General features: G+C 59.7%; 14 protein-coding genes. 6 read left to right on the forward strand and 8 right to left on the reverse strand.

The genetic code is table 11. The features are described from left to right. Positions 1-61 precede the first annotated feature (61 nt). The 3 genes from rfaD to MLC70_RS10850 are packed head-to-tail and all read left to right on the forward strand — an operon-like array spanning position 62 to position 2,753. Positions 62-1,003 (forward strand): ADP-glyceromanno-heptose 6-epimerase, encoded by a 942-nt coding sequence (rfaD, locus tag MLC70_RS10840; RefSeq protein WP_248183707.1) that lies wholly within the window; start codon positions 62-64, stop codon positions 1,001-1,003. Next, entirely contained in the window at positions 1,000-2,007 is a 1,008-nt protein-coding gene (gene waaF / locus MLC70_RS10845; RefSeq protein WP_248183709.1) for a lipopolysaccharide heptosyltransferase II, read from the forward strand. Before rfaD ends, waaF begins: the two co-directional genes overlap by 4 nt. Then, entirely contained in the window at positions 2,004-2,753 is a 750-nt protein-coding gene (locus MLC70_RS10850) for a glycosyltransferase family 2 protein (RefSeq protein WP_248183710.1), read from the forward strand. Before waaF ends, MLC70_RS10850 begins: the two co-directional genes overlap by 4 nt. On the opposite strand, the gene MLC70_RS10855 is transcribed toward MLC70_RS10850, so the two are convergent. Next, positions 2,737-3,831, reverse strand: coding sequence for a glycosyltransferase family 4 protein (locus MLC70_RS10855; protein WP_248183711.1), 1,095 nt, complete (start codon positions 3,829-3,831; stop codon positions 2,737-2,739). The two genes, MLC70_RS10850 and MLC70_RS10855, sit on opposite strands and share 17 nt — an antisense overlap. A 70-nt stretch (positions 3,832-3,901) precedes the next feature. Here MLC70_RS10855 and MLC70_RS10860 point away from each other — a divergent pair, with 70 nt between their 5' ends. After that, entirely contained in the window at positions 3,902-4,936 is a 1,035-nt protein-coding gene (locus MLC70_RS10860; protein ID WP_248183712.1) for a glycosyltransferase family 4 protein, read from the forward strand. 7 nt (positions 4,937-4,943) lie between these two features. Here MLC70_RS10860 and MLC70_RS10865 read toward each other — a convergent pair whose 3' ends face one another. Both MLC70_RS10865 and MLC70_RS10870 read right to left on the reverse strand, forming a co-directional pair. Beyond that, complete coding sequence (locus tag MLC70_RS10865) at positions 4,944-5,852, reverse strand: lysophospholipid acyltransferase family protein (RefSeq protein ID WP_248183713.1); 909 nt, start codon at positions 5,850-5,852, stop codon at positions 4,944-4,946. A gap of 293 nt (positions 5,853-6,145) precedes the next feature. Beyond that, positions 6,146-6,817 (reverse strand): YrbL family protein, encoded by a 672-nt coding sequence (locus MLC70_RS10870; protein WP_248183714.1) that lies wholly within the window; start codon positions 6,815-6,817, stop codon positions 6,146-6,148. Between the two features lie 68 nt (positions 6,818-6,885). Between MLC70_RS10870 and MLC70_RS10875 the strand changes: the two genes are divergently transcribed. Next, complete coding sequence (locus MLC70_RS10875; protein ID WP_248183715.1) at positions 6,886-7,566, forward strand: SGNH/GDSL hydrolase family protein; 681 nt, start codon at positions 6,886-6,888, stop codon at positions 7,564-7,566. Here the strand turns inward: MLC70_RS10875 and MLC70_RS10880 are convergent. The 4 genes from MLC70_RS10880 to lpxL are packed head-to-tail and all read right to left on the reverse strand — an operon-like array spanning position 7,520 to position 11,591. Then, on the reverse strand, positions 7,520-8,593 hold the full coding sequence (locus tag MLC70_RS10880) for a glycosyltransferase (protein WP_248183717.1): 1,074 nt from the start codon (positions 8,591-8,593) through the stop codon (positions 7,520-7,522). The two genes, MLC70_RS10875 and MLC70_RS10880, sit on opposite strands and share 47 nt — an antisense overlap. Before the next feature lie 2 nt (positions 8,594-8,595). Beyond that, positions 8,596-9,705, reverse strand: a complete 1,110-nt coding sequence (locus tag MLC70_RS10885; protein ID WP_248183719.1) for a glycosyltransferase — start codon at positions 9,703-9,705, stop codon at positions 8,596-8,598. Further along, positions 9,702-10,640, reverse strand: coding sequence for a mitochondrial fission ELM1 family protein (locus MLC70_RS10890; protein WP_248183720.1), 939 nt, complete (start codon positions 10,638-10,640; stop codon positions 9,702-9,704). Before MLC70_RS10890 ends, MLC70_RS10885 begins: the two co-directional genes overlap by 4 nt. After that, positions 10,641-11,591: an LpxL/LpxP family Kdo(2)-lipid IV(A) lauroyl/palmitoleoyl acyltransferase gene (gene lpxL / locus MLC70_RS10895; protein ID WP_345799554.1), complete on the reverse strand. Its 951-nt coding sequence runs from the start codon at positions 11,589-11,591 to the stop codon at positions 10,641-10,643. Between the two features lie 136 nt (positions 11,592-11,727). On the opposite strand from lpxL, the gene waaA reads away from it, so the two are divergent. Beyond that, complete coding sequence (gene waaA / locus MLC70_RS10900; protein ID WP_248183721.1) at positions 11,728-12,990, forward strand: lipid IV(A) 3-deoxy-D-manno-octulosonic acid transferase; 1,263 nt, start codon at positions 11,728-11,730, stop codon at positions 12,988-12,990. 44 nt (positions 12,991-13,034) lie between these two features. Here waaA and MLC70_RS10905 read toward each other — a convergent pair whose 3' ends face one another. Further along, complete coding sequence (locus MLC70_RS10905) at positions 13,035-14,423, reverse strand: TolC family outer membrane protein (protein WP_248183722.1); 1,389 nt, start codon at positions 14,421-14,423, stop codon at positions 13,035-13,037. Positions 14,424-14,554: the final 131 nt, after the last annotated feature.

Consider the following 14,554-nt stretch of genomic DNA (forward strand, 5'->3'; position numbering starts at 1 on the left):
TGACAGGTACATTCCGGGTCGTTGTCAGGCCCGCCCGTACGGAGTTCTCAGGAGTCTTACCATGATTGTCGTCACTGGCGGTGCCGGTTTCATCGGAGCGAACATTGTCCACGCGCTGAATCAGCGTGGCGAGACGGACATTCTCGTTGTCGATGATCTGACGGACGGCACCTGTTTCCGTAATCTGGCGGAACTCGATATCACCGATTACATGGACAAAGGCGAGTTTCTGGCGCGGGTCAGGGCGAATGACCTGCCGGTGGGTATCCGGGCCATTTTCCACGAGGGGGCGTGTTCCGACACTACCGAGTGGAATGGCAAGTTCATGATGGAGAACAACTACACCTACTCCAAGATGTTACTGCACTGGTGTCTGGACCAAAAAGTGCCCTTTCTGTACGCCTCCAGTGCGGCGGTTTACGGGGCCAGTGATGAGTTCCGGGAAGGGCGTGAGTGCGAACGACCGCTGAACGTGTACGGTTATTCCAAGTGGCAGTTTGACCAGTACGTGCGCAAGATTCTGCCGTCTGCCCGCAGCCAGATCGTCGGCTTCCGTTACTTCAACGTTTACGGCCCCAGGGAGCAGCACAAGGGCAAGATGGCGTCCGTGGCCTATCACCTGCACGAACAGATCAAAGCGGGCCAGAATCCCAAGCTGTTCCGGGGTTGGGATGGCTATTCCGACGGTGGGCAACAGCGTGACTTCGTATACGTAGACGACGTGTGCAAGGTAAACCTGTGGTTCTTTGATAATCCGGATCAGTCCGGCATTTTCAATCTGGGCACCGGCCGTGCCCAGTCGTTCCTGGAGGTGGCCGAGGCGGTCATCCAGTACCACGGTAAGGGTAAGGTGGAGTTCATCCCTTTCCCGGACGAACTGAAAGGCCGCTATCAGAGCTTCACCCAGGCGGACGTCAGCGCCTTGCGTGATGCGGGTTACACCGATTCGTTCACGGACGTTGCTGGTGGAGTTGCGGGATACCTGGCCTGGCTGGATCGATGAAATACCTGGTGGTTGGCCCGTCCTGGGTTGGCGACATGGTTATGGCTCAGGCGCTGTTCATGTCCCTCAAGCGGCAAGACCCGCACGCAGAAATCGACGTGCTGGCCCCGGGATGGTCGCTTCCGATCATCGCCCGTATGCCAGAGGTCAACCAAGGCATCGCAGCACCCTGGAAGAGTGGCGAACTGGCCCTGAAAGCCCAGTGGCGACTGGCCCGCACGCTGAAAGGGTATGACAAAGCCATTGTTCTGCCCCGTTCGCTCAAATCTGCCTTGATTCCTTTCTTTGCAGGTATTCCCGAGCGGGTTGGTTTCAGTGGGGAAGGGCGTTCGATTCTGCTGACCGATGCCCGGCGCAGGCACCCGACTCGCGACGGCGCGACCATCACCGACAGAACCGTGTGGCGTTACATGGGGCTCGGGGCCAGCAAGGCCGATTATGAAACCTATCAGTTTGATGCGCCACAACCGTCGTTGACGATCGAAAAGGCGAACCTGACAGATGTTATGGGCAACCTTGACCTGGATACGGAACGCCCTGCCATTGCCATCTGCCCCGGTGCGGAGTTCGGGCCGGCAAAGCAGTGGCCTCTTGAAAGCCACCGGGAGCTCGCTGAAAAACTGGTGCAGCAGGGCTTTCAGGTCTGGATTATGGGCGGCCCAAAGGATGTGACGCCGGGTGAGCAGATTGCCAATGGTCAGGAAGGCGTGTTCAACCTTTGCGGTAAAACCCGCCTGGAAGATACCGTGGACCTGTTCAGCCATTGCCGCAAAGTGGTCAGTCACGACTCCGGCCTGATGCATGTGGCCGCCGCTTCTGGTGCTGATGTGGTTGCCATCTACGGTTCCACCAGCCCCGATTTCACACCGCCGCTGACGGATAAGGCGACGATTGTCCGGCATCCGGTGGAGTGCAGCCCCTGCTTTGAGCGGACCTGCCGTTTTGGCCATTACAACTGTCTGACGGGTATTTCCGTGCAGCGGGTCCTGGAGGCCTGTCGGTGAAACTCAGCGCGGTACTGATTACCAAAAACGCCGGTCCTTATTTCGCCAAGTGCTTGAAAAGCCTGGCGTTCGCCGACGAGATTGTGATTCTGGATTCCGGCTCCACGGACGAGACGCTGGCCGTCGCGGAGCAGTTCGGGGCGCGCATTTTCCAGTCTGACGACTGGCCAGGCTTTGGTCCGCAGCGTCAGAGGGCCCAAAGCCACGCGCAGGGCGAGTGGTTGCTCTGGATTGATACCGATGAAGTGGTCACCCCGGAACTGGCTTCCTCCATTCAGCATGCCATCGAGCAGGGGCGGGCGAAGCAGGTTTTTCAGGTCAAGCGGTTGTCGTGGTTTTTTGGCCGTTTCATCCGGCACTCCGGCTGGTATCCCGATAAAGTGGTGCGGTTGTACCGTCGCGACGACTTCGGGTATGACGATGCTCTGGTCCATGAAAAGGTGCACTGCCCGGGCGCCAGTGTGGAAACGCTAGGTGGGGATTTGTTGCACTACACGGCCACTAATTTCCCGGACTACATGGCGAAATCCGTCCGCTATGCGGAGGATTGGGCTGAGGGCCGGGCCCGCCGTGGCAAAAAAGCGTCGCTTTTCTCTGCCTGTACCCACAGCGTTGGTGCGTTTGTCAGGAAATATCTGCTTCAGAGAGGGTTTCTGGACGGCGGGCATGGATTTTTGCTGGCCGTCACCACCGCCATTTATGCCTTCAACAAATACGCAGCGCTCTGGATTAAAACTCGCCGTTGACGGTATCGTTCAGCACCCTCAACAGGGCTTCAGACGACTGCTGAACATGAAAGTGCGAAGTGATTCTTTGTTGGGCGCTTTGGCCCATGCTTTCGCATAGTTCCGGAGATTCATGCAGCCGTTGAATGCCTGCTGCAATGTCTTCTGCGCTACCGGGTGTTACGCGTATACCGGAAACGCCATCTTCAATGAGCTCCGCACTCCCTCCGGTATCACTGACGATGGGTGCAACGCCATAGGCCATGGCTTCAATTACCGTTTTGGGAAGCCCCTCTCGTTTGGTTGAGGCCAGCACAGACACCTTACAGGAGGCGATGATGGCCGGTGCGTCTGTCCGGAATCCTGTCAGGTGGATTCTGTCTGCCATCGGGCTTGCCTGGATTAACGCCTGGACCTCTGGATTATCCATCCCTCTGCCCACCAGGAGTAAATGGACGTTGCTGTCCGGCGGGAGTAGGTGCGTGGCTTTTAGCAGAATTGGCAGTCCTTTTCTGGGGCGGATATTGGCCACCGACCCAACCACGAAGGCGCCATTCGGCACGCCAAATTGTTTGAGGTCTACCGGGGTATTCCGGTACCAGTCGAGATCGTGGCCTTTATAGACCGTGCACACTTTGTTCTTATTGCCCCAAACGTGCTTTTGAAGGTCGTCGCGGGTTGCTTTAGACACACAGACAATTCGATCCACTCTTGGGCTTAAGTGAGTCAGGTAGCCGCTGGGATCCCAGCGGCTGATATTTCCGGTCTGGCCCCGGTAGGTCACCACTTTGACTGGCAGGCCGATGGCCGCAAGGTTGGTGTTGGCGATGGCTTTGTTGTTAAAACAGTAAACTGCGTCAAACTTGCCTTCTTTCAAAATCGCCCGTATTCGCCGGATGGCTTCAGGTTCGATTTTCTTTCTGGGGTGGAAACCATGCACCTTGATACCGTTTGCTTCAAAGCGAGGGCGGTACTCCGAATCCGGCTGTGTCATCAGCTCAACTTCGACACCAAGCTTCACGAGCCCGATAAGCATTTCGGCTTCCGGGCGAACCGAATTCCAGGTGTCTACATAGGAGCTGATTACGAGTAGCTTCACGGTGTTATGTCCTTTTTAAGGTCGATCTCTTACACTGCCGCCATTAAAACATCGACTGGGCCGAGTTGGTATGCACATTTGCCATGTAAATCTGGCCGGGGGCTTCTCCGGTGGAGAACGACAGACGGTTAACCTGATCCGGGAGCTGGCTGGCCAGAGTATTCGTCAAACGTTGATAGCGCGGCCGGGAAGTCGTCTTTTCAGCGAGCTGGACGGTGCCCCGAACGTCGTATTCCGGGAGTGTTCTCACTTTGTCCTGGGACACAGCACGGGAGGCTGGGACCTGATCCATTGTCATGATGGCAAGGCAGTCTACTGGGGTTGGATTGAATCCCTGGTTCGGAGAACGCCCTACATCATCACGAGGCGTGTTGATAATCGGATTGGCAGCGGGCGGCTGACGACCAGTGCCTATGGCAGGGCGAGTGCGGTGGTTTGCCTGAGCTCTGCTATCGAGAGGGTAGTCAGACAGCGCTTGGCCACCGCCAATACGGTCATTATACCGTCGAGTTTTTCCGCATTTCCTGCAGAACCTGAGCGCGTGTCAGGGCTGCGAAGCCAGTACTCGGGCAAACGGCTGGTAGGGCAGGTCGGGCGATTGCTGAAGCACAAGGGATATCAGGTCACCATTGAAGCAGCTCGACGTTTGCGTGATTCGTCTCCCGATCTCCAGTTTGTGTTTCTCGGTGAGGGGCCAGATGAAGACTGGCTCCAAAAGCTGGCAGAGGGACTGCCCAATATCCGCTTTCTGGGGCACCGGGACGATGTGGGAGACTGGCTGGCTGCACTCGATGTTTTCGTTTTTCCGTCGCTTTCAGAAGGTTTGGGGTCAACCATACTGGAGGCAATGCAGCATCGGGTGCCAGTGATTGGCGCCAATGCCGGGGGCATTCCTGACTTGATCAAAGATCGCGAAAACGGCCTTCTTGTTACTGCTGGTGACGCACAAGCCTTGGCGGTGGCGATTCAGCAGGTGCTCGACGAGCCAGGTTTGGCCGAAGGCTTGGCGACTGAAGCGCTTGAGGGTCTTAAAAACTTCAGTCCTGAAGAAATTGCTGGCCGCTATGCTGAACTCTATCGCAAAGTTCTGACCACCAGGAGCTAATAGCTGATTACTGACAAATCTGCCCGGGCTTATAAGGATTCGGATTCCCCGGCGGCCGGTGCCGCATCCGTTTGTACTCCCACTGGTACTGCTCAGGTGCCATGCGTACCACCTTCTCCACGGATTGATTCAGGGCGGTGGCTCCGGCGACGGTGTCGTCGGCACCCATGCCAGGTTCGGCTTCAGTGACCAGAACCTTGAAGCCTTTCCCGTTGGGCAGGCGTTCGGCGTAAGTCACCAGTACGCTGGCCCCGGTTTTCTGAACCAGCTTGCCCACGAGTGTCATGGTCATGACCTCCATGTCAAAAAAGGGCGCATAGGCGTTGGTTTTGCCGCGGGGGGATTGATCCGGGAGGATACCGGCGACGCCACCTTCCTTCAAAATGCCCATCAGGCGCATCAGACCTTTACGGTCTCCGCGCACCAGTTCAGAGCCAAGTCGGCCGCGAACCCGGATCATATAGTCCTCGAATTCCTTGATATGCGGCGGGCTGTAGAGTGCCGCCATTTTGTAGCGGGACGAGAAAAACAGACCGGCAAGCTCCCAATTGCCCAGGTGGGGCGCTAGCAGGATCAATCCTTTGCCGGTCGCCAGAGCCTCATCCACCAGTTCCAGGCCCTCTGTTTCCTTGATAAGCCCCAGGCATTTCTCGACCGGCCATTCCCACATCAGCGGGATCTCCAAAGCTGTCATGCCGGTGTGAGCCAGAGAATTTCGGGACAGCTCCCGGCGTTCCTCGTTTGTGAGTTCGGGCAGGCAGATTTTCAAATTGGTGTCGGTAATCTTCCGCGGTTTGCCGCCGAGCTTCCATGCCAGCAGCCCTGACCACTTGCCGATGAATTGAGCGGCCCCTAATGGCAGAAAGCTGACAGTCCGCAACAAACCTGCGATCAGGTAATACTTGAATTTGCTCATGCTCTGCCGTCTTGATCCTCAAATTGAACAATGTACCGCTTCAGCGGCTGGTGATCGTGTTAATGATGCTGACTGTCATCATGGGCGCCTCGCCGGTATTCAGGAGGCGTACTTTAGCCGACGCACGTCGGTCTACGCTGGCATCGTCAACTCTGGCACGACAAAGGGTGAAGAAATCGGGGAGTGGCTGCCGGCTGTGAGGCTGGGCAAATCATATACGCACTCCGGTTTGTCGTACCTGACAGTCAAGCAAGAAAGCTGGACGAGATGATATCATGGGTAATCACCAGGTTTTATTTTAAGCGTTGAAATCGTTCCCAGGACACCATCTGATCGCTCTGCTCCCAGGCCAGCCTCAGCTCAAATCGAGCGAGCTTTCTGGCGATGTAATGACGGTTCCAGCCAGGAACCCTGGCCAGGGTCTGGGGAATGGTTGGCGCGCCAAGGCCATCTACCAGGAACAGTTCGGGTTGCCCGGAGAGGGCTGTCACCACCAGATTGTGAGGCAGCAGGTTGCGGGTAAGAATGCCTGTGGTTTGCAGCCATTCACAAAAGCGACCAACGGCTTCGCGCATGGGCTGGTCAAAGCCCCGATGGCGCAGGTAGTGCTCCAGGGTCTGTGCGGGCTTGCCCTGGTCATCCAGCAGCAGTTCGCTGACATTGGCGCTGCCGAGGGAGGTGAGTTCAGCCCCGTAAAAACGGGGCAGATGCTGCCAGACCATCTCGGCTTCGCCGCGAGAGAGCAAGCGGCGGATGGCCCTTTGCCGGTGGGCTTTCAGTTCCTGGGCGTTGTCATCAATGCGGCGTCTGCCCAACAGTTTCTTGGCCCACGGCTGGCGCTGATAGCGCGCCTCGATGTTTTCAGGGCGCAGTACTTTCAGACACAATGACGGATCGTCCGGGTGGCGAAAGCAGTGTCGGTTATAGCCTGAGGCGAACGGCTGGCAGGTGCCAAGGTCAATCATGGGTGGTCACAGAACCTTTTATGTCTGAAAGAAGATCCATCCCTGAGTAATGGAAACGGAATCGTACCATGACAACACGTTGTATCGCTTACGGTGACTGTAACACCGAGGGGCTTAAAGGCTACCACGAGCCGGTGTGGCCGGAGCTGGTGGCGTTGCATCTCGGGCAGAGTCTGGTCAATTGCGGTCATACCATGAGCACGACCCGGGAGCTGCTGCGCTACGCCCAGGCGTTTCCGCCGGGCGATTATCAGGTGGGCTTTATCCAGTACGGTCTGGTGGACTCCTGGCAGGTATTTCGCGGCGCGCCTTACGTGTTGTACTACCCGGATAACCCGTTTCGCAAGATCGCGCGCAAGCTGGTGAAGAAGATCAAGAAACTCGGGCGACGACTGCATCTTCTGCAGCGCCTCGGTGCGGTGGAGCAGGTGCCGTTGGCGGAGTACCTCGCCAATGTAAGTCAGGTAGTCGGATCGGCCCCGCAGACCCGGTTTGTGCTGGTGGCAACGCCGCCGAATCTGGACGAGCCGCGCAACCCTCGAATCCGGGCATACAACCAGGCGCTACGGGATCTTGCGAAACAACACTGCAATGCGGTTGTGGCAGATGCCTACGATCAGCTCTGGGCGAGCCGGTCCGAGTGCCTGATGGCGGACGGTACTCACCTGAGCGCCGAGGGTCATCGGGTCGTGGCCAAGGCCGTCATCGCGGCGCAGGAGAAGACCCCGCCGGAGACGCGTCAGCAATAAGCTGGTGATAGAACTGTGCTGTCGCCGTCACCATAGCCTCTTGAGAAAGGGTGTGGGCGGCGCGCTCAAACGCCGCTGTCTGATGGTTTGCCAGCGCGTGCAGCGCGTGCAGCGAGTGGGCGTGTTGGCTTATCAGGCGGCTGAGGTCGGCGGTGCTGTCCGAGTTGGCGATGCAATCCAGCGGCAGGAATTCCCGCACACCGCTCACCGGTGTGGCCAGCACCGGACACCGGGCGCGCAGGGATTCCACCAGAATGTAGGGGAACCCCTCCCGTTTTGAGCTGATCACGCAGGCTGACGCGGCCTTCAGCCATGCTCCGGTATTGGTCTCGAAACCCGGCAGCAGAACCCGGTCCTCCACCTCAAGCTTTCTGATCAGGGCGGTGAGCCGTCCTCGTTGACTGCCTTCTCCAAGGATCACCAGCGTGCCGGCAACACGCGCATCGATCCACGCCTGAATCAATCGGTCGAACTGTTTGACCGGCTCGAGTCGGCCGGCGGCAAGCAGAACCGGTCGGTCGTCGGGAATCGGTATGGTGGTGCCGGTTGTTCCGTGGTTTGTGGTCGCCGGGATGAGGCCATTGTGGATCAGGCGTTTATTCCGATGAGGCAAAGCGGCCAGAATGTCAGCGCTGACGGCGATAACACCGTCCAGCCCGGCAAAGGCCCTGTGGGAGGTTTTGGTGCCGTGTACGGTGCCGAGGGTGACCCCGGCAAATTTCTGGGTGCGACTCAGCAAACTGGCCGCCTTGTTGCCCTGTGCGTGGGTAATGTCCGGCCGGATCGAGCGCAGCGTCCGTTGAATCCGGAACCGGAGCCAGGGGTTGCGCCGGCCCAGATGCAGCGGCAGAGGGTGTACCGTAACAGCAGCACCGAACTGCGACAGATAGGCCGGGTGGGCCAGCACGTGTATGCGATGCCCCCGTGCAGCCAGAGCCGCGGCCAGCTCTGCGGCGTGCTTTTCCATGCCGCCCCAGCCGGTGCCGGGAGTGGCAAGGATCATGGCAATGGTGAGCCCGGTGTCCACCCTCAGGCCTCGCGCCCGGCGATCAGGCGCTGATAGATCGCCAGTGTGGCTTCGGTCTGGGCTTTCAGATGAAACCGTTCCGGCACCCGGATAGGCGGCGTGGGGTGGCTCAGCAGCGTTAATGCGGCTGCGGCAAATCGTTGGGTGTTATCCGGCTCCACCAGGCCCTCAGGAAAACAGGCCCGCAGGGTTTCGGCGGCGCCGCCGCGATCGAAGGCCACTACCGGGATACCGGACGCCAGCGCTTCGGTTACGGTGCGGCCAAAGGGTTCCGCTTTGGTCGACATGTGACACACCAGATCCGACGCCAGGTACAGCTCTGCCATGTCACGGCGTTGGCCCAGAAACGTCACATGGTCATCCAGCCCCAGCTCTGAACGCCGGGCCAGCAACTCTTCCATGAAGCGGTCTTTGCCCGGCTCCACGCCGCCCACAACGATGCCGTGGCAGTCCGGATTCTGGCGTACGATCTCGGCCATGGCTTCCAGGAAAAGAAGCTGACCTTTCCAGCGGGAAATCCGGCCCGGCATCATGATCAGGCGTTTGCCGGCAAGCTGAGGGTAGTCGCGCTCCAGCGCGGCAGACCAGTCGGCGCTGAGGGTCTGGTTGCGAAAGCCGTCCACATCAACGCCGCGCTGGATGACGGTGAGTTTGCTGTCGGCCACTCTGAAATGGCGAAGCACGTACTGCCGCACGCAGTCGGAGACCGCGATGATGTGATCCGCCCGGGCCATGATAGCGCTATAGGCATTCACCGAGTACATGCCATGGAAGGTCGACACCACCACCGGGCGCTCGTTCGCGGGTATGCCCCGTAACGCCAGCCGGGTGATCCAGGCCGGCATGCGTGAGCGCACATGAACCACATCCGGGCGGAGCTGCTGCAACAGACGCAGCATCGGACGGATCTGGCCGAATGAAGCCGGCGACTTACGATGAACGGGGCGCTCGATATGGGTGGATCCCTGCACCTCCAACTGGCGCACCAATGGGCCGCCGTTAGAGATGACGATGGATTCGTGGCCGCGGCGGACCAGTTCGGCGGCAAACTCCACGGTGCCCCGTTCCACGCCGCCACTGTGCAAGGCTGGCAGAATCTGAACCACTCTCATGCCGCGCCTCGTTTCAGAAATGTCCGGATCAGCCATCGGGCAGCGCGATCGGCCTCCCACAGGCGATGCGGGCTGTCGTGCACGGTGTCGCCCATGACGGTGGCATGATCGCTCCAGCGTGCCACATGGCCACGCTCCACCAGCAGATCAACGCCATGGGCGACGCGGCTGTCCTGTTGTGGGGTCAGCTGCAGCAGGCCTGCCGACACCCCGGAGGTGGCGGCCTCGCTGACCATAGACAGGCTGTCGGGTGTGACCCAGATGGCCCGTGAGGCGGCCAGCTGGTGGGAAAGCCAGTCGGCGTGGGTCCGTTGGGGATCAACAACCGTGATCTTGATGCCCGCCAGCTCCTCAAGTCTGCTGGCCAGAGTGTCCGGTGTGCGTCGTGAGCCGGAGATGGTCCAGCGCCAGGACGGATAGGTGCGGATCAGGTGGGTGATCTGCTCAAACACCACGTTGTCGTCCCAGTCAAAATGGGGTGACGGACCGCCCACCAGGATCAGGGCCTCGGGCTTGTCGGTAATCCGGGCCAGCGGGGTGATGCTGTTGATGCTGCCCTGGGTGACCAGCACGCGCTTGCCGGCTGGCACCCGATCGTGTTCCGGCACGATGGCCGCGTCAATCCATCCCAGCGGAAAGGCGGGCTTCATCAGCACCACGGTTTTTGCTCGGGCCTTGCGGCGCAGGGCGAGGAGAAGCCGATGGGTAGAGGAGCCGGCGGCAAGGATCAGGTCCGGAGCGGGCAGGGCGGCGTCCATGGCCGGGGCCAGTCCGGTCAAAGCCCGCCACAGCGGAACCTTCTTCGCCGGGGCATCGATCCAGTGCACGGTAGCGCCAGCGTGCACCCGCAGGCGGTTGCCCAGTCCTTTGAGCTGGTTGCGGTGCCCGGGCTTGTTGTCGGTCAGCAGCCAGATTGCGGGGGCGTCAGAAGGCATTCAATGTGCGTCCTTGCGGTACAGGTCCGGGTCGTCGCTGGATGGACGGGTCTTGAAGCGCCGGTGCATCCACAGGTATTGGTCCGGAAAGCGGCGCACTTCCTGCTCGATGCTCCGGTTTACCAGCGTGGCGTCGGCCAGGTCGTCTCCCGACGGGAAGCTTTCCAGCGGGGGATGGAAGTAGATGTCGTACCCGGGTTCGTGCTCGCGACGGAAATGGCTGAACGGCACCACGGCACAGCCACTGCGCTCGGCAATGCGTGACGTAGCGGTGATGGAGCCGGCGGGTACGCCGAAAAACGGAGCGAACACGATGCCCTTGCGCCCGTAATCCTGATCCGTGGCGTACCACACCACCCGGTTCCTCCTGAGCTGCTTTAGCAGGCCCCGCAGGTTTCTACTGTCCAGTGCTACGCCGTAGCGACGCTCCCGCGCGCGGGTCATGACGGCGTTCATCAGGGGGTTGTTGTGATCCCGTTGCATGACATCGGCCTCGATGAACTCGGTCACCAGGCTGCCGCCCAGATCCAGGGTGCTGTAATGCCCGCCCAGCAGCAGAATGCCGTTTCCTTTTGCAAGGGCTTCGTCCACGTGCTCCAGACCGTGCACGGTGGTCACCGGTAAAAAGCTTCTGGGGTCGCGAAACCACGCCAGGCCGATTTCCATTATGCCGATACCGTTGGAGCGGAAGGTCTTGCGTACCAGTTGCTGCTGTTCCTCCGGAGACAGCGCGGGGAAGCACAGGCGGATGTTGACCTCGGTAATATGTCGACGGCGTGGAATCAGCCGGTAGGCCAGTTCTCCGATCAACTTGCCCAGCCTCCATTGCCAGCGCAGGGGCAGTCGGGACATTAGCCACATCAGGCCAATACCCATCCAGGTCGGCCACCAACGGGGATGACGGTACTGAGTGTATCGGGTGTCGCGTTTTCTAGAGGGGCGCTTGCTCACGCTGGGGTTGTCTCGTCTGTAAATCGGAATCAGAACCGGAGTTTAGCAGGGTGTTTCCGCTCGACTAAAGTGGCAATGTGGGCGAACGTGAACGTGTTTCGGTAGAATGCCCTCCAATTGCCGGCCCGGAGACTCCATGCTTCATTTTCTGTATTCACTGTTCTTTCGCGTTGCGTTGCCGTTTGTACTGTTGCGTTTGTGGTGGATCGGCCGGCGCAACCCGGGCGCCTGGAACCGCTGGCAGGAACGGCTGGGCTTTGTTGAGCCTTCGACGGAGCCGGTGATCTGGGTGCATGCTGTGTCGGTTGGGGAAACCATTGCCGCTGCCCCTCTGGTGAAGGCACTGCTTCGCCGCCGCCCCGATATTCCGATCCTGATGACCGCCATGACCGCGACAGGCTCGGCCCGGGCCAGAGCCATGTTCGGAGATCAGGTCCATTATGCGTATTCCCCCTACGATACCCCTGGCGCTGTGCGCCGGTTCGCCAGCCGAGTACAGCCTCGGGCCCTGGTGATTATGGAAACCGAACTGTGGCCCAACATGATTGCCAACACCAGCCGCCACGACGTGCCCATTTTCCTGATCAATGCGAGGTTATCCGAGCGTTCGGCGAAAGGTTACGAGCGTGTCGCCTCCCTGGTCCGGCCACTGCTGCGCAGCCTTTGCTGGATCGCCGCTCAGGCGGATGAAGACGCTGGCCGGTTTCTGAGGATCGGGGCGCAGCCGGAATCAGTCTCGGTGACGGGCAGCATCAAGTTCGATGTAGATATCACCGAAGCCTTGAGGAGCGAATCGGCAACACTGCGGGCGCAACTGGGCAACGGGCGGCCGGTGTGGATTGCCGCCAGCACCCACGAAGGTGAGGATAAGCAGATTCTGGAGGCGCACCGGTGCGTGTTATCCGACTTTCCCGACGCCTTGCTGGTGATTGTGCCACGGCATCCGGAGCGTTTTGACGATGTGGCAGCGTTGACTGAAAAACTCGGCCTGAGGCTGGCGCGCCGGTCACTGGCAGAGACCACGCTGGCGACGGACATCCAGGTGTACCTGGGTGACACCATGGGCGAGTTGCTGATGCTCTATGGTGCATCCGATGTTGCGTTTGTTGGCGGTTCACTGATCGAACGGGGTGGCCACAACCCGCTGGAGCCGGCCGCCTGGGGCCTGCCCGTGTTGTCGGGCCCGCACATTTTCAATTTTGAGACGATCTACCATCGCCTGGACGCCGGGCACGGTTTATACCTGACGCCTACATCGGACGCCTTGGTGGGGTGTGTCAGCGAATTATTGAAAGATCCGGCAGTGGCCCGACAATCGGGCGATAACGCATTGGCCGTGGTGGATGCCAATCGCGGAGCGCTGGAAAAGGTGGTCGACGGTATTCTCAGGCGGGTGTAAGCCCTGCGACAGCTCTTACTGTCGCAGGGCTCGGGGAGGTCGGATCAGTTACCGACCGGACCCTCGAGGGTTTCCTCGTCATTGGCAAGGGCTTCGATGCCCGGTGCAGAAGCGCTGAGCCAGTTATTCAGATCAATCAGATCCTGCGGGCTCAGTGTGCCGGCCGCCTGTTTCAGGCTCAGGGTGTTGATCACATAGTCGTAACGGGAGTTTGCGTAATCCCGCAGCGCCACATAGTACGCACGCTCGGCATCCAGCACTTCCACGATGTTACGGGTGCCCACTTCGTACCCGGCCCGGGTCGCATCCAGGGCGCTGCGGCGGGAAATGATGGTTTGCTCCAGTGCTGATGTTGTCTCAATGTTGGTGTTCACCGTGCGGAACAGGCTGCGGGTATTGACCCGAACGTCCCTGCGGGTGGTTTCCAGGCTCTGCTCGGCAACCGTGACCAGGGACCGCTGTTGACGCACGCCGGCCTGGGTGCCACCGCCCATGTACAAGGGTACGTTCAGGGTGACCCCGATCACCGCCTCGGTGGTGGTGCCCTCCGAAGAGCGCCGCTGCACAAGTAACGTGCCATTATCGAGGCCATCAATCTCGCTTTTGCCGTAGGAGGCATTGAGGTCCAGCGTGGGGTAGTGGCCGGCTTTGGCAACTTTCAAATTGGCTTCACTGGTGTTCAGATCGAACGCGGCGGCCTGAATGGTCCAGTTCTGCTCCAGTGCCGTGGCTTCCCATTGGGACGGATCCATGGGTTCGGGGCGGCCAAGCGGGAAATTTTCCCGCAGGTTATCGAGCTCTTCTGTGTACTCACCGGTCAGCCGCGCCAGTTGCTCGCGGGCGATGTCCAGGTCACTCTCGGCGGCGATGCGCTGGCTCTTGCTGTCATCGTAGCTGGCGCGGGCTTCATACACCTCGGTGATCGCGATCAGGCCGACGTCGAAGCGTTCCTGAGCCTGTTCATATTGGCGCTGGATAGCGGCTTCAGTGGCGCGGGCGGTGGTCAGGGTGTCGGCCGCCCTCAGTACGTTGAAGTAAGCGCTCGCTACGTCGAGAATCAGCTGCTGCTGTGCCAGGTTGTACTGCGCCCGCGCAGCCTCGCTCTGGAATTTGCTGGCGTCGAAGCTGTACCATGCGTCGGCTCGGAACAGCGGCTGGCTCAGTCGCACGCCATAAGCCAGTGTGGTGAAATCGGCGTTCTGATAGGACGACTCCGTGTCGGTGTAGTTGGCTTCACCGAACGCATTGACTTGCGGCAGCAGGTTGGCGCGGCTCACATCGGTAGCGGCTTCCTGCGCCTCGAAACTGGCCCGTGCTGCTGCAATTCCGGAGTCGTAAGACAGCGCTTTCTCGTAGGTCTCGATCAGATTCATGGCGAGTACCGGATTGGCCGCGAGCAGTCCGATCATCCCGGAAAGGAATCGTTTCTTCATTGTGTCTCCTGGTTCGTTAGCGCGTCGCTCCACTCCGGAGCGCATCGTTGCAGCGTTATGACAGCGCCCGCGAGCAACAGTGGACGAGTCTGGCCGGTCATTATGGACAATAATTGCGCGCATCTCTACAC

This window comes from Marinobacter goseongensis (assembly GCF_023156235.1).
Classification (GTDB): Bacteria; Pseudomonadota; Gammaproteobacteria; order Pseudomonadales; family Oleiphilaceae; genus Marinobacter; species Marinobacter goseongensis.

Excerpts from the sequence above, each read along its gene's own strand:
- rfaD (WP_248183707.1), top strand. The coding sequence starts at position 62 with ATGATTGTCGTCACTGGCGGTGCCGGTTTCATCGGAGCGAACATTGTC.
- waaF (WP_248183709.1), top strand. The coding sequence starts at position 1,000 with ATGAAATACCTGGTGGTTGGCCCGTCCTGGGTTGGCGACATGGTTATG.
- MLC70_RS10860 (WP_248183712.1), top strand. The coding sequence starts at position 3,902 with ATGCACATTTGCCATGTAAATCTGGCCGGGGGCTTCTCCGGTGGAGAA.
- MLC70_RS10865 (WP_248183713.1), bottom strand. The coding sequence starts at position 5,852 with ATGAGCAAATTCAAGTATTACCTGATCGCAGGTTTGTTGCGGACTGTC.
- MLC70_RS10870 (WP_248183714.1), bottom strand. The coding sequence starts at position 6,817 with ATGATTGACCTTGGCACCTGCCAGCCGTTCGCCTCAGGCTATAACCGA.
- MLC70_RS10875 (WP_248183715.1), top strand. The coding sequence starts at position 6,886 with ATGACAACACGTTGTATCGCTTACGGTGACTGTAACACCGAGGGGCTT.
- MLC70_RS10885 (WP_248183719.1), bottom strand. The coding sequence starts at position 9,705 with ATGAGAGTGGTTCAGATTCTGCCAGCCTTGCACAGTGGCGGCGTGGAA.
- MLC70_RS10890 (WP_248183720.1), bottom strand. The coding sequence starts at position 10,640 with ATGCCTTCTGACGCCCCCGCAATCTGGCTGCTGACCGACAACAAGCCC.
- waaA (WP_248183721.1), top strand. The coding sequence starts at position 11,728 with ATGCTTCATTTTCTGTATTCACTGTTCTTTCGCGTTGCGTTGCCGTTT.
- MLC70_RS10905 (WP_248183722.1), bottom strand. The coding sequence starts at position 14,423 with ATGAAGAAACGATTCCTTTCCGGGATGATCGGACTGCTCGCGGCCAAT.